This is a genomic window from Salmonella sp. SJTUF15591, assembly GCF_043356435.1.
Lineage (GTDB): Bacteria > Pseudomonadota > Gammaproteobacteria > Enterobacterales > Enterobacteriaceae > Salmonella > Salmonella enterica.
Map to the genome: position 1 here is coordinate 140,371 of NZ_JBEUJO010000007.1, position 13,328 is coordinate 153,698.

Here is a 13,328-nt window from a genome sequence, read left to right on the forward strand (position 1 = left end):
ACATCAGGATGGATAAAAAAGCAGGGACGCTTTTTATTGTAAAGACAAACAAGGAATAATGATGAGCATCAGCGTATTGGGTATTGGCGACAACGTTGTCGATAAATACCTGCATTCCGGCATCATGTACCCCGGCGGTAACGCATTAAATTTTGCTGTCTATGCGAAATTAGCAGACATCCCCAGCGCGTTTATGGGGGCGTTTGGCAATGACGACGCCGCGCAGCACGTACAGGATGTATTACACCAGCTGCAGATAGACATCTCTCACAGCCGCCATTATACCGGCGAAAATGGGTATGCCTGTATCCGTCTCACGCATGGCGATCGGCAATTTGTCGCCAGCAACAAAAACGGCGTATTGCGGGAACATCCTTTTAGTCTGTCTGACGACGATCTTCGCTATATATCACAATTTACCTTAGTCCATTCCAGTATTAACGGCCACCTGGAATCGGAACTGGAGAAAATTAAACAACAAACCGTCTTACTCTCTTTTGATTTTTCCGGGCGCGGTACAGACGACTATTTTGAAAAGGTATGCCCGTGGGTAGATTATGGATTTGTCTCCTGTAGCGGGTTATCGCCAGATGAAATCAAAATAAAACTCAATAAACTTTATCGTTATGGCTGTCGGCATATTATTGCCACCTGCGGGCATGAAAAAGTTTATTATTTTTCCGGCGCGGATTATCTGGAGTGGCAACCTGCTTATATCGAACCTGTCGATACGCTGGGCGCAGGCGACGCCTTCTTAACCGGTTTTTTGCTTTCCATTTTGCAATCGGGTATGGCGGAACCCGATAAAGAAAGCGTGTTACGCGCCATGCGGCAGGGCGGGAAATCGGCGGCGCAGGTGTTATCTCATTACGGCGCATTTGGTTTTGGTAAACCGTTTGCACAATAGGTTACGTCCCTCAATGTAAAGCGACACTCACTCCAGATAACCCAGGAGGAAGTATGTTTTGGACGGAATTATGTTTTATCCTTGTGGCCCTGATGATAGGCGCCAGGATCGGCGGCGTATTTTTAGGGATGGTCGGCGGGTTAGGCGTCGGCGTGATGGTTTTTATTTTTGGCCTGACGCCTTCTACGCCACCGATTGATGTTATTCTGATTATTCTTTCTGTTGTCCTGGCGGCCGCTTCTTTACAGGCCTCCGGCGGGCTGGATTTACTGGTCAAACTGGCGGAAAAAATTCTGCGTCGCCACCCTCGTTACATTACGTTATTAGCGCCGTTTATCTGTTATATCTTCACTTTTATGTCAGGAACGGGGCATGTCGTTTATAGCTTGTTACCGGTTATTTCTGAAGTCGCACGGGATTCAGGTATTCGACCGGAACGTCCTTTATCTATTTCCGTTATCGCATCGCAACAGGCGATCACCGCCAGCCCTATATCTGCCGCCATGGCGGCGATGATTGGTTTAATGGCGCCGTTGGGCGTCTCTATTTCAACCATTATGATGATTTGCGTGCCTGCCACGTTAATCGGCGTAGCGATGGGGGCAATAGCGACCTTTAATAAAGGAAAAGAGTTAAAAGACGATCCGGAATATCAACGTCGGCTTGCTGAAGGGTTAATTAAACCTGCGCAGAAAGAAAGTAAAAATACGGTAGTCACTTCGCGCGCCAAATTGTCGGTGGCGTTATTTCTGACCAGCGCGATCGTTATCGTTCTGTTAGGACTGATTCCGGCGCTGCGGCCCATGGTGGAAACAGCGAAAGGGCTACAACCGCTTTCGATGTCCGCCGCTATCCAGATTACGATGCTCTCTTTTGCCTGCCTGATTGTGTTGTTATGTCGGCCGCAGGTCGATCAGATTATCAGCGGTACGGTATTTCGGGCGGGCGCGCTGGCGATTGTCTGCGCCTTCGGCCTGGCCTGGATGAGTGAGACGTTCGTGAATGGTCATATCGCGTTGATTAAGGCAGAAGTGCAAACTCTATTGCAACAGCATACCTGGCTTATCGCCATTATGATGTTTTTCGTGTCCGCTATGGTCAGCAGCCAGGCGGCAACGACGTTAATTCTGTTGCCGCTGGGGCTGGCGTTAGGGTTGCCCGCTTATGCATTAATCGGTTCCTGGCCTGCCGTTAACGGCTATTTCTTTATTCCGGTGGCGGGACAGTGTCTGGCGGCGCTGGCGTTTGACGATACCGGTACGACGCGTATCGGCAAATATGTGCTTAACCATAGTTTTATGCGTCCGGGATTAGTTAACGTGATTGTCTCGGTCATTGTCGGGCTGTTAATAGGAAAAATGGTTCTGGCCTGATTGTTATTCATGTTTTTATAGCACACGCCACTTATTATTTTTAATTCAGAGGAAGGAAATGAAAATTAGAGTTTTCATGGCCACCGTGTTGCTGCTCATCAGCCACTGTGTATTTAGCACAACGTCACTACCGCATATTGTTATTCTCGCGACAGGCGGTACTATCGCCGGGACGGCAGCCAATAATACGCAAACCGCCGGATATAAATCCGGTGAACTTGGCGTGCAAACATTAATAAATGCCGTGCCGGAAATGAATAATATCGCTCGCGTTGACGGCGAGCAGGTGGCGAATATTGGTAGCGAAAATATGACCAGCGATATCATCCTGAAACTTTCACAGAAGGTGAATGCGTTATTGGCGCGGGACGATGTTGACGGTGTGGTTATTACTCATGGCACTGACACGCTCGATGAAACCGCCTACTTTCTTAATTTGACCGTGAAAAGCGACAAACCGGTGGTGTTTACCGCTGCAATGCGGCCCGCGTCGGCAATCAGCGCCGATGGCGCAATGAACCTGCTGGAAGCGGTCACGGTGGCTGCTGACCCGAATGCGAAGGGACGCGGCGTGATGGTAGTTTTAAACGATCGTATTGGTTCGGCGCGCTTTGTGACGAAAACCAATGCCACGACTCTGGATACCTTTAAAGCGCTGGAAGAGGGCTATCTGGGGATCATCGTTAATGGTCAGCCACAGTTCGAAACGCGGGTGGAAAAAATTCATACCCTGCGATCTGTTTTTGACGTACGTAATATCAAGAAATTACCCAATGTGGTGATTATTTACGGCTATCAGGACGACCCGGAATATATGTATGATGCGGCGATTGCCCATCACGCGGACGGTATTATTTATGCCGGAACCGGCGCAGGTTCGGTCTCGGTACGCAGCGACGCGGGGATTAAAAAAGCGGAGAAAGCCGGGATTATCGTGGTGCGCGCTTCCCGCACCGGAAACGGCGTAGTACCGTTGGATAAAGGGCAGCCAGGGCTGGTGTCTGACTCGCTCAACCCCGCGAAGGCGCGGGTGTTGCTGATGACGGCACTAACTCAGACGCGTAATCCGGAACTCATCCAGAGTTATTTCAGTACGTATTAATCATGCAGGCTTGTGCGCCCACCCTCGAAGATGGGCGCACAAGATCTTAACGCATGGTCACAAACTCTTCCGATGCGGTCGGGTGAATAGCGACGGTATTATCGAAGTCTTTCTTGGTAGCGCCCATCTTCAGCGCTACCGCGAAGCCCTGCAACATTTCATCCATGCCGAAGCCGATACCGTGGATACCCACAATTTTTTCTTCCGGCCCGACGCAGACCAGCTTCATACGGCACGGCTGGCGGTGTGTCGTTACCGCGGTATACATAGCGGTAAACGATGATTTATAGACTTTCACCTGCTCGTCGCCGTACTGCTCGCGCGCCTGCGGCTCGCTTAACCCGACGGTGCCGATAGGCGGATGGCTAAAGACCACGGTCGGGATGTTGCTGTAGTCCAGATGCTCGTCCGGCTTGTTGTTAAACAGGCGTTCGGAGAGACGGCGACCGGCGGCGACGGCGACTGGCGTTAACTCCACTGCGCCGGTGTTATCGCCAACGGCGTAAATGCCTTCTACGTTCGTGTTCTGCCATTTATCAACGATGATGTAACCTTTTTCATTGGTTTTCACGCCCGCTGCCGCCAGATTAATATTGTCGGTCGACGGTTCGCGACCAATGGCCCAGATCAGGCAATCAACGGTTTCACTGCGGCCATCTTCCAGTTCCAAAGTCAGACTGCCGTCGGCGTTTTTCACCACCGCTTTCGGCACGGCGTGAGTATGCAGTTGCGGGCCTTCGGCGTTCATCACCTCAACCAGCGTTTCGCTAATCATCGGGTCAAAACTGCGCAGCGGCGCATGTTTACGGACAAACAGATGCGTTTTCGCCCCCAGCGCGTTGATAACGCCAGCCAGTTCAACGGCGATATAACCTGCGCCTACCACCGCGACGCGCTCCGGCAAGGCAGACAGCGCAAAGAAACCGTCGGAATCAATGCCGTATTCCACGCCTGGAATGCTCGGATGGCTCGGACGGCCGCCGGTAGCGATCAAAATATGGTCGGCGGTGATGGTTTCGCCGTTCACTTCAATGGTTTTGGCATCGACAAAGCGGGCAAAGCCTTTAATCACATCCACGTTATTTTTGCCCAGCACGTTGTCGTATGAAGTATGGATGCGGTCAATATACGCGGTACGGCTGGCAATCAGCTTGCTCCAGTCGAACTGATTAATCGTGGTGTCAAAACCGTAGTCCGGGCCATACAGATGAATCGCTTCACGAATCTGCGCGGCATGCCACATCACTTTCTTCGGCACGCAGCCCACGTTAACACAGGTGCCGCCCAGCTCTTTGGCTTCGATGAGCGCGCATTTCTGGCCGTACATAGCGGCGCGGTTAATCGAGGCGATACCGCCGCTGCCGCCGCCGATAGCGATGTAATCATAGTGTTTGGTCATGACCGCTCCTTTATGTTCGTTGTCGGACGGATAGATTCTGCGCTACCCGCCAAAATATTCGCGATTGTATACCTGAAGGTGAAAGGTTCCACCGATGGCTGTGATTACTCCGGCACGATCCAGCTTACCGAAGTGTGTCCGTGACCGTTTGGCGCCAACCTGCTGTGCAGCCACGGTAGCACGTTGTTCATCTGCTGCTCCAGTTTCCACGGCGGGTTAACCACGATCATACCGGACGCCGTCATCCCGCGCTGATCGCTGTCCGGGCGGATCGCCAGCTCAATTTGCAGGATTTTACGGATGCCGGTGGCCTCCAGCTCATGAATCATGCGCTTAATTTGCTGGCGGAGCACCACCGGATACCATAGCGCGTATGTCCCGGTGGCGAAACGTTTATAACCCTCGCTGATGCCGCTGACTACCGCCTGGTAGTCGGTTTTCATTTCATAAGGCGGGTCAATGAGGATCAGACCGCGGCGGGAAACCGGCGGCAATTTGGCTTTCAGTTGCTGATAGCCGTCAGCGCGTTCCACACGGGCACGGTTGTCTTTTTGAAACTCCGCGCGCAACAGTGGGAAGTCGCTGGGATGCAATTCCGTGAGTTGCAGACTGTCCTGCTCACGCAGCAACTGGCGGGCGATTAACGGGGAGCCCGGGTAGTAGCGTAACTGCCCGCTGCGGTTGAAATGTTTTACGACGCTAATATACGGTTCCAGTTCGGCGGGCAGATCGTCCTGCTGCCAGATACGGGCGATGCCTTCCAGATACTCTCCGGTACGTTCAGCATGTTCGCTGCCCAACTGATAACGCCCCGCGCCCGCGTGCGTGTCCAGATAGAGAAACGGTTTTTCTTTCTCTTTTAGCGACTCGATGATCAGGCTCTGAACGGTATGTTTAAGGACGTCGGCGTGGTTGCCAGCGTGAAAGCTGTGACGATAACTGAGCATGGATGCAGATATTCCGGGAAGTAAACAAGTTAGCCGATAGTTTACCGCAGATCCGTAGAGATTACCGCTCTTGCGCTTTTATCGCCGTTGGCCAGGAGGAAAAACAAGTAGGCTGTGGCGTCAGAGCGTAAATAACGTCAACGAAGTGATGCAGGCGTCTGGATTGGCCTGTTTTACGGTCTTAAGGAAGGTGGCAAAATTTCGATTGAATAGGGTGTAGTTATGAAGGAAGCGCGTCTGTTTTCTTTGCCCTTCCGCTGTTATCCAGTCGACTGACCAGACTGAACGACCACTGACTCTCGTTGTTCCCGGTTTCGCCTCAATGATGCTGGTGAGTGGTATCGCGGTGGTGATACCGTCCGCGACTTCATAGAGGTACTGCATGTCAAAGTAGTAATCCGCGTTATAGCCGCGAGAACTGCCAAATTTTCGCAGCATCAGCGAAGAAGATGAAATTAATTTACGGTCATCTTGCAGATGCTTACTCCGACGGAAAATTTTTCGCCCAGGGAAAATAAAGAAAACAATAAATATCAGTACAATAACCTGTAATAACATGGTCATATACAATCCTTGTATTCCAGAAACGAAAAAGTTGAGAATATTATACATGGGCAGTTTGCGCAAAAATGACAGCGATTGATGCCACGGCCCTGTTTTCAGAAAAACGCCCATGAAAAACCTATCTGAATTTAACACTAATCATGCCGCGACGCGTCCACCGACTTACCCCTGTCGGGTCTTATTCTGAAATCGTTTTTATTATGATGATAGTGCTGGTTTTACCTTGTTTATTTGATTAAAACGATAGCGCTAATAATAGAAAAGAAAGGATTCATTGATGTTCCATTATGGAAAATGTGTCGTTCGCACGCTGTTTTTATTACTGGTTTGCTGTTCGCTGTCGGGCTGTCTTTCATTTGGGCTGATACTTGCCACCGATAAAGATGGCAATCGTCATCAGTCTACCTGGAAATCGGATACCGTTACCGCGCTTTCCTTAGGTAAAGATAGCAACGGGAAAACGGGCTGGGTGTTTGTTGGCGAACATTTTGACTACCTGTTGACTCAGGGCGGCGATAATGTGGTGGCGCTGTTAAAAGATGCGACTATTCGCCGGGATAAAATGCGAGTAAAGGATGGTGTTAAATTCCTGATTGATACAGATAAGAAGGAGTTTACGGGTGAAGTCAATGTGACTTACGCCTGGGTGGACGAGAAAGATAAACTGGCAGCGGTAGGCTATGGGTTTATTTGTGCAGACGGCGCGGTAAATTGCACGCTATCCGTCATGGACCTGAAAGGGACTATCCATCAGAAAAATAAAGAGCAGAGCGTTACGCAGCAGCTATCGTTCTATCATCCTTTCACCGTTGAGTTCTATCAGTATCAGCGCAGTATGTCCGGGGCAAAATTTGGCAGAGTGTTGCTGCCGGTAACTTTGGCGCTGGATATTGTCACTATGCCGCTACAGCTACTGATCTTCAGTCGTTAAAATTGGATTCAGCAGCAATGCCTACGTTCGGATGCTGGCGTTGCTGCACGGGTGAAATGAGCGCCCACCATCATTGAAATTCCCCCAACTATCCCCCATTCTAGATCCATAGCGAAAGCGCGATAGAGCGCTTCATTTCTTTTTTAGACCAGGACTGCGCATATGACCAATCCATTACTAACGTCTTTTTCACTGCCGCCTTTTTCTGCAATTAAACCGGAGCATGTGGTGCCTGCGGTCACCAAAGCGTTGGCCGATTGCCGGGCGGCGGTAGAAGGCGTTGTGGCGCATGGCGCGCCGTATAGCTGGGAGAACCTCTGCCAGCCGTTGGCGGAAGCCGACGATGTTCTGGGGCGTATTTTCTCGCCAATTAGCCACTTAAACTCGGTGAAAAATAGTCCGGAGCTGCGTGAAGCCTACGAACAGACGCTGCCGCTGCTGTCTGAATACAGCACCTGGGTTGGGCAACATGAAGGGTTGTACAATGCGTACCGCGACCTGCGCGACGGCGATCATTACGCCACTCTGAATACCGCGCAGAAGAAAGCGGTTGATAACGCGCTACGTGATTTTGAACTGTCCGGCATCGGCCTGCCGAAAGAGAAACAGCAGCGTTACGGCGAAATCGCCACTCGCCTGTCTGAGCTGGGCAACCAGTACAGCAATAATGTGCTCGATGCCACTATGGGCTGGACGAAGCTCATCACCGACGAAGCCGAGCTGGCGGGAATGCCGGAAAGCGCTCTGGCGGCAGCGAAGGCCCAGGCGGAAGCCAAAGAGCAGGAAGGTTACCTGCTGACTCTGGATATCCCGAGCTATCTGCCGGTCATGACCTACTGCGACAACCAGGCGTTGCGTGAAGAGATGTATCGCGCCTATTCCACTCGCGCCTCCGACCAGGGGCCGAACGCCGGTAAGTGGGATAACAGCCCGGTGATGGAAGAAATTCTTGCGCTGCGCCATGAACTGGCGCAACTGCTGGGCTTCGAAAATTATGCCCATGAATCGCTGGCCACCAAAATGGCGGAAAATCCGCAGCAGGTGCTCGATTTCTTAACCGATCTGGCGAAACGCGCCCGTCCGCAGGGGGAGAAAGAGCTGGCCCAGCTGCGCGCCTTCGCCAAAGCCGAATTTGGCGTTGAGGAGCTGCAACCGTGGGATATCGCGTACTACAGTGAAAAGCAAAAACAGCACCTGTACAGCATCAGCGATGAGCAGCTACGTCCGTACTTCCCGGAAAACAAAGCCGTGAATGGCCTGTTTGAAGTGGTGAAACGTATTTACGGCATCACTGCCAAAGAGCGTACTGACGTTGATGTCTGGCACCCGGAAGTGCGTTTCTTTGAACTGTATGACGAAAATAACGAGCTGCGCGGCAGCTTCTACCTTGACCTGTACGCGCGCGAACACAAACGCGGCGGGGCGTGGATGGACGACTGTGTCGGCCAGATGCGTAAGGCGGACGGCACATTGCAAAAGCCAGTCGCTTATCTGACCTGTAATTTCAACCGTCCGGTGAACGGTAAACCCGCTCTGTTTACCCATGACGAAGTGATCACCCTGTTCCACGAGTTTGGTCATGGCTTGCATCATATGCTGACCCGCATTGAGACCGCCGGGGTCTCCGGTATCAGCGGCGTGCCGTGGGACGCGGTCGAACTGCCAAGCCAGTTTATGGAAAACTGGTGCTGGGAGCCGGAAGCGCTGGCGTTTATCTCCGGCCACTATGAGACCGGCGAACCGCTGCCGAAGGAACTGCTGGATAAAATGCTGGCGGCGAAAAACTATCAGGCGGCGCTGTTTATTCTGCGTCAACTGGAGTTCGGTCTGTTTGATTTCCGTCTGCATGCGGAATTTAACCCGCAGCAAGGAGCGAAAATTCTTGAGACGCTCTTTGAAATTAAAAAACAGGTCGCCGTGGTGCCGTCACCGACATGGGGGCGCTTCCCACACGCGTTCAGCCATATCTTTGCTGGCGGCTATGCGGCAGGCTACTACAGCTATCTGTGGGCCGACGTACTGGCGGCGGACGCTTATTCCCGCTTTGAGGAGGAAGGCATTTTCAACCGTGAGACCGGTCAGTCGTTCCTTGATAACATCCTGACTCGCGGTGGTTCTGAAGAGCCGATGGAACTCTTTAAACGCTTCCGTGGCCGTGAACCACAACTGGACGCGATGCTGGAGCATTACGGGATTAAAGGCTGATTTTACGTGCAAATCTGCTTAATGGATGAAACGGGCGCCACAGACGGCGCCTTATCTGTTCTGGCTGCCCGCTGGGGACTGGAGCATGACGAAGACAACCCGATGGCGCTGGTGATGACGCCGCAACATCTGGAGCTGCGCAAGCGCGACGAACCGAAGCTCGGCGGTATTTTCGTCGATTTTGTCGGCGGGGCGATGGCGCACCGGCGCAAGTTCGGCGGCGGGCGCGGCGAAGCGGTGGCGAAAGCCGTCGGTATCAAAGGCGATTACCTGCCGGATGTGGTTGATGCCACTGCCGGACTGGGGCGCGATGCGTTTGTGCTGGCGTCAGTCGGCTGCCGCGTGCGGATGCTGGAGCGTAATCCGGTGGTTGCCGCGCTGCTCGACGACGGTCTGACGCGCGGCTATGCCGATGCGGACATTGGCGGCTGGCTTCAGGAGCGTTTGCAGTTGATTCATGCTTCCAGCCTGACGGCGTTGACCGATATCACGCCGCGCCCGCAGGTGGTCTACCTCGATCCGATGTTTCCTCACCGGCAGAAAAGCGCGCTGGTGAAGAAAGAGATGCGGGTGTTTCAGTCGTTGGTGGGGCCGGATCTCGACGCCGACGGACTGCTGGAACCGGCGCGTCAGTTGGCGACCAAACGCGTGGTGGTCAAACGTCCCGATTATGCGCCGCCGCTGGCGGATGTCGCGACGCCCAACGCCATCGTCACCAAAGGGCATCGGTTTGATATTTATGCCGGAACCCCTCTGACGGAGTAACGGATTGCCCGATGGCGTTGCGCTTATCGGGCCTACGATTCTCAATTATTTGTAGGCCGGATAAGGCGTAAGCCGCATCCGGCACTGAGTATTACTGTTCGGTACCTGGCGTATTAATCATTCGGTTTAACCACGGCACCATAATGGCCATCACCACGGTGATCGCCAGCGTTACCAGACCAATTTTGCTAAAGACGCCGGTATAAATGGGCAGCGTCTGCAACGGATCGGTGATGTTTTCCGGTACGGCAGTGAAGGTCGCCACATAACCGCCGAGCAGGAAGGCGGCGGCCTGGGTCAGGAACCACATTCCCAGAATAAAGCCCATCAGATGCTGCGGCACCAGAGCGGCGACCATTGCCAGTCCCAGCGCGCTAATCAGCAACTCGCCCAGACTCTGGAACAGATACACCAGCACGATAAACCACGGCGACGTCAATCCTTGTGCATCGGCAAACCACATCCCGGCGGCGGCGGCGGTCAGAAAACCCAGCGCGCAGAGGAACATACCGAGTGTAAACTTCATCGGCATAGTCAGATCTTTGCCTTTGCTACCCAGTCGGGTGTAAATCGCTGCCAGTACCGGACTGGCGACGACCACCCAGAATGGGTTCAGCGCCTGAAAACTCACCGGGTTAATGGCGAATCCAAGAATTTCATGATGCACGTTATTAATCGCAAAGAAGTTCAGCGAGGTAGGCATCTGCGCATACAGAATGTAAAACAGCACGGCTTCAATCATCAGAATAAACGCCACGAACATTTTATTGCGGCCGGTTTTATCCAGACGAAACGCTTCGCGAAAGAAGAAAATAGTGACGACGATAGAAAGGACGATGAGCACCAGATTGGCAATCTTAACGTTGTGCATCAGCCAGGCGCAGAGGAAAATCATGACGACGGTGCCGAGTAGTACCAGCAGCAAATTGCGAAAACGTAGCGGTTTATGATCCGGTTCAGAACCGATATTTTTCACCATGCCACGGCAGGCGAAGTACACCAGAAGCGCAACAATTAAACCAGCGCCGCACAGATTATAGGTCACCGCATAGCCAAATTTATCGGCAATCACCGGCGCCAGCGATAGCGATAACAAAGAACCGATGTTAATCGACATATAAAACAGGGTGAAAGCGCCATCCAGCCGGGGATCTTTAGGCTGATAGCATTTAGAGAGCAGGCTGGCGGGATTGGCTTTAAATAACCCGTTGCCCACGGCAATCGTACCCAGTGCGATAAAAATCAGATCGGGATTTAATAACGACATGCCGGTCATAAAATAGCCAATCGCCAGCACAATCGCGCCCAGGACCAGGGTGCGTTTAGTCCCTAACAGATGGTCGCCAACATAGCCGCCGATAGAGATCAGGCCATAAACCAGCGCCGCAAAAGCGCCAAAAGTAATAAAGGCCTGTTCCTGAGAAAACCCCAATTGTTTAACGAAAAAGACCGCCAGGATGCCCTGGACGCCGTAATAGCCAAATCGTTCCCATAATTCTACAAAAAAGATCATGAAAAATGGACGAGGTTGCTGCAGCAAGCCCGTAGGTGCAGTTGTATTCATATTCCTTCGCCTTTTAATGCCATCCCGAAACGTATGAGCGCGTATATCAAAACGCGCCGAAAAGACTTACCCTGATATAGACTGCGGTTATTAGCCTGATCAATAGGTTATTATACAAATGATACGCAAACTAATTAGTGGATCACACTAATTATGTTTGGTGTGCTGGAATGATGTACTGAGTACTGCGAAGAAGGGGGGATAAACAAAACGCCCACATAAGCGGGCGTTGTTGTTGATAGCCGGAATTTGCCTGATGGTTCAGGCTAACCTGATTGACTATAGACCAGATGCGGTCTTAGCCGCCAGCCGGCACGGCAAGTATTACTCTTCTTCGTCGCGCAGCGGCACAATCAGCATGTCAACGTGAACGGTGTTGATCAGCTGGCGCGCAGAAGACATCAGTTTGCTCCAGAAGTCCTGGTGATGACCGCAAACGACCAGATCCATATCGTATTTCTTGATGGCGTCAACCAGCACCTGGCCCAAATCGCCGCTACCGCTCAGGGTTTCAGTGATAGGGTAGCCAGCGTTGGTAGACAGCTCGGTCAGCGCGTGGTGGGTTTCTTCGGAGATACGTTTCTGCATATCGCCCAGATTGACGTCAATCAGACCGGTGTACAGGTCAGAATAGTTTACATCAACGTGGATGAGGGAGATTTTCGCGTTGTAGGGGCGCGCCATAGAGACCGCTTTTTCAACCAGAACTTTACTTTCCGGGGAGAGATCAACTGCGATAAGAATGTGTTTATAAGCCATAGTGTTACTCCTTCCATAAGTTGTCGATGACCATTGAGCTACTGGCGTTTCTTATGCCGCCGCGTCACCCGCGTCCTGCGAACTCTATGCGCGGGGCTAGCTCAGCCGTTTACCATAACTATCCTTACATTATAGCGACCAGGATAATCCGTCAATCTGCCTTGCTTGCCAGTTAGTTAAACAAAATTTTCAGGGAATTGCATTGATAGTGATTAACCTTCTGGTAAAAAAATTAACTGATCTCCTACAATGTGTATAAGAGCCGTTCGAATGCGGAGCGCTAATATGGACGGCTTTCGTAGTACTCTTTCACTGATTGTCTGGCAGGGTATCGGGGAGCGGTAGTCCCGGAGAGGAACTCCGTGGGCGGGTCGCCGGGGAGGAGATATGATAAGCACCGTCTCACTATTCTGGGCTTTATGTGTCGTTTGCATTGTTAATATGGCGCGCTATTTCTCATCGCTACGCGCACTGTTAGTGGTACTTCGTGGTTGCGATCCTTTGCTCTATCAATATGTCGATGGCGGCGGCTTCTTTACCACGCATGGTCAGCCCAACAAACAGGTGCGCCTGGTATGGTATATCTACGCTCAGCGCTATCGCGATCATCATGATGAAGAATTTATTCGCCGTTGTGAACGCGTGCGCCGCCAGTTTCTGCTGACCAGCGCGTTATGCGGTTTGGTGGTGGTGAGCTTGATTGCGCTCATGATTTGGCACTGAATGAAAAAAGCGGGCCAGTTTCCTGACCCGCTCGTGTTAGATAAGCCTCCCGGATGACGCCGCTTGTAGCGGCCTGTCAGGCCTGTGTT

The 13,328-nt window shown here is 52.1% G+C and carries 12 protein-coding genes; 7 read left to right on the forward strand and 5 right to left on the reverse strand.

Annotated elements, in window-relative coordinates:
- The first annotated feature begins 61 nt into the window (after positions 1–61).
- The 3 genes from fraD to fraE are packed head-to-tail and all read left to right on the forward strand — an operon-like array spanning position 62 to position 3,382.
- Positions 62–907: a fructose-aspartate kinase gene (gene fraD / locus ABVM99_RS17010; RefSeq protein WP_000028435.1), complete on the forward strand. Its 846-nt coding sequence runs from the start codon at positions 62–64 to the stop codon at positions 905–907.
- 53 nt (positions 908–960) lie between these two features.
- The gene (locus ABVM99_RS17015) at positions 961–2,280 is read left to right on the forward strand and encodes an anaerobic C4-dicarboxylate transporter family protein (RefSeq protein WP_000498935.1); all 1,320 of its coding nucleotides are present in this window, start codon (positions 961–963) and stop codon (positions 2,278–2,280) included.
- A 58-nt stretch (positions 2,281–2,338) separates the two neighbouring features.
- Complete coding sequence (gene fraE, locus ABVM99_RS17020) at positions 2,339–3,382, forward strand: fructose-asparagine asparaginase (RefSeq protein WP_023194473.1); 1,044 nt, start codon at positions 2,339–2,341, stop codon at positions 3,380–3,382.
- A gap of 46 nt (positions 3,383–3,428) precedes the next feature.
- On the opposite strand, the gene gorA is transcribed toward fraE, so the two are convergent.
- The 3 genes from gorA to ABVM99_RS17035 all read right to left on the reverse strand — a co-directional run bounded on the left by gorA (position 3,429) and on the right by ABVM99_RS17035 (position 6,292).
- Positions 3,429–4,781 carry a glutathione-disulfide reductase gene (gene gorA / locus ABVM99_RS17025; RefSeq protein WP_000160780.1) on the reverse strand — a complete coding sequence of 451 codons (1,353 nt, stop codon included), beginning with the start codon at positions 4,779–4,781 and terminating at the stop codon, positions 3,429–3,431.
- Positions 4,782–4,885: 104 nt separating this feature from the next.
- Complete coding sequence (locus tag ABVM99_RS17030; RefSeq protein WP_000954235.1) at positions 4,886–5,728, reverse strand: 23S rRNA (adenine(2030)-N(6))-methyltransferase RlmJ; 843 nt, start codon at positions 5,726–5,728, stop codon at positions 4,886–4,888.
- Positions 5,729–5,848: 120 nt separating this feature from the next.
- Positions 5,849–6,292, reverse strand: coding sequence for a hypothetical protein (locus ABVM99_RS17035; RefSeq protein ID WP_031607517.1), 444 nt, complete (start codon positions 6,290–6,292; stop codon positions 5,849–5,851).
- 277 nt (positions 6,293–6,569) lie between these two features.
- Here ABVM99_RS17035 and ABVM99_RS17040 point away from each other — a divergent pair, with 277 nt between their 5' ends.
- From ABVM99_RS17040 to rsmJ, 3 genes are all read left to right on the forward strand, one after another.
- Positions 6,570–7,223: a lipoprotein gene (locus tag ABVM99_RS17040; protein WP_000469191.1), complete on the forward strand. Its 654-nt coding sequence runs from the start codon at positions 6,570–6,572 to the stop codon at positions 7,221–7,223.
- Positions 7,224–7,385: 162 nt separating this feature from the next.
- Positions 7,386–9,428: an oligopeptidase A gene (gene prlC, locus ABVM99_RS17045; RefSeq protein ID WP_000184178.1), complete on the forward strand. Its 2,043-nt coding sequence runs from the start codon at positions 7,386–7,388 to the stop codon at positions 9,426–9,428.
- A gap of 6 nt (positions 9,429–9,434) precedes the next feature.
- On the forward strand, positions 9,435–10,193 hold the full coding sequence (rsmJ, locus tag ABVM99_RS17050; RefSeq protein ID WP_001165134.1) for a 16S rRNA (guanine(1516)-N(2))-methyltransferase RsmJ: 759 nt from the start codon (positions 9,435–9,437) through the stop codon (positions 10,191–10,193).
- Between the two features lie 91 nt (positions 10,194–10,284).
- Here the strand turns inward: rsmJ and dtpB are convergent, their stop codons facing one another.
- Both dtpB and uspA read right to left on the reverse strand, forming a co-directional pair.
- A complete protein-coding gene (gene dtpB / locus ABVM99_RS17055) occupies positions 10,285–11,757 on the reverse strand; it encodes a dipeptide/tripeptide permease DtpB (RefSeq protein WP_023194475.1) in 1,473 nt (490 codons plus the stop codon).
- 324 nt (positions 11,758–12,081) lie between these two features.
- Positions 12,082–12,516, reverse strand: a complete 435-nt coding sequence (uspA, locus tag ABVM99_RS17060; protein WP_000323565.1) for a universal stress protein UspA — start codon at positions 12,514–12,516, stop codon at positions 12,082–12,084.
- Positions 12,517–12,903: 387 nt separating this feature from the next.
- Here uspA and uspB point away from each other — a divergent pair, with 387 nt between their 5' ends.
- The gene (gene uspB, locus ABVM99_RS17065) at positions 12,904–13,239 is read left to right on the forward strand and encodes a universal stress protein UspB (protein WP_000626193.1); all 336 of its coding nucleotides are present in this window, start codon (positions 12,904–12,906) and stop codon (positions 13,237–13,239) included.
- The last annotated feature ends 89 nt before the right edge of the window (positions 13,240–13,328 follow it).

Excerpts from the sequence above, each read along its gene's own strand:
- fraD (WP_000028435.1), top strand. The coding sequence starts at position 62 with ATGAGCATCAGCGTATTGGGTATTGGCGACAACGTTGTCGATAAATAC.
- ABVM99_RS17015 (WP_000498935.1), top strand. The coding sequence starts at position 961 with ATGTTTTGGACGGAATTATGTTTTATCCTTGTGGCCCTGATGATAGGC.
- fraE (WP_023194473.1), top strand. The coding sequence starts at position 2,339 with ATGAAAATTAGAGTTTTCATGGCCACCGTGTTGCTGCTCATCAGCCAC.
- gorA (WP_000160780.1), bottom strand. The coding sequence starts at position 4,781 with ATGACCAAACACTATGATTACATCGCTATCGGCGGCGGCAGCGGCGGT.
- ABVM99_RS17030 (WP_000954235.1), bottom strand. The coding sequence starts at position 5,728 with ATGCTCAGTTATCGTCACAGCTTTCACGCTGGCAACCACGCCGACGTC.
- ABVM99_RS17035 (WP_031607517.1), bottom strand. The coding sequence starts at position 6,292 with ATGACCATGTTATTACAGGTTATTGTACTGATATTTATTGTTTTCTTT.
- ABVM99_RS17040 (WP_000469191.1), top strand. The coding sequence starts at position 6,570 with ATGTTCCATTATGGAAAATGTGTCGTTCGCACGCTGTTTTTATTACTG.
- prlC (WP_000184178.1), top strand. The coding sequence starts at position 7,386 with ATGACCAATCCATTACTAACGTCTTTTTCACTGCCGCCTTTTTCTGCA.
- dtpB (WP_023194475.1), bottom strand. The coding sequence starts at position 11,757 with ATGAATACAACTGCACCTACGGGCTTGCTGCAGCAACCTCGTCCATTT.
- uspA (WP_000323565.1), bottom strand. The coding sequence starts at position 12,516 with ATGGCTTATAAACACATTCTTATCGCAGTTGATCTCTCCCCGGAAAGT.
- uspB (WP_000626193.1), top strand. The coding sequence starts at position 12,904 with ATGATAAGCACCGTCTCACTATTCTGGGCTTTATGTGTCGTTTGCATT.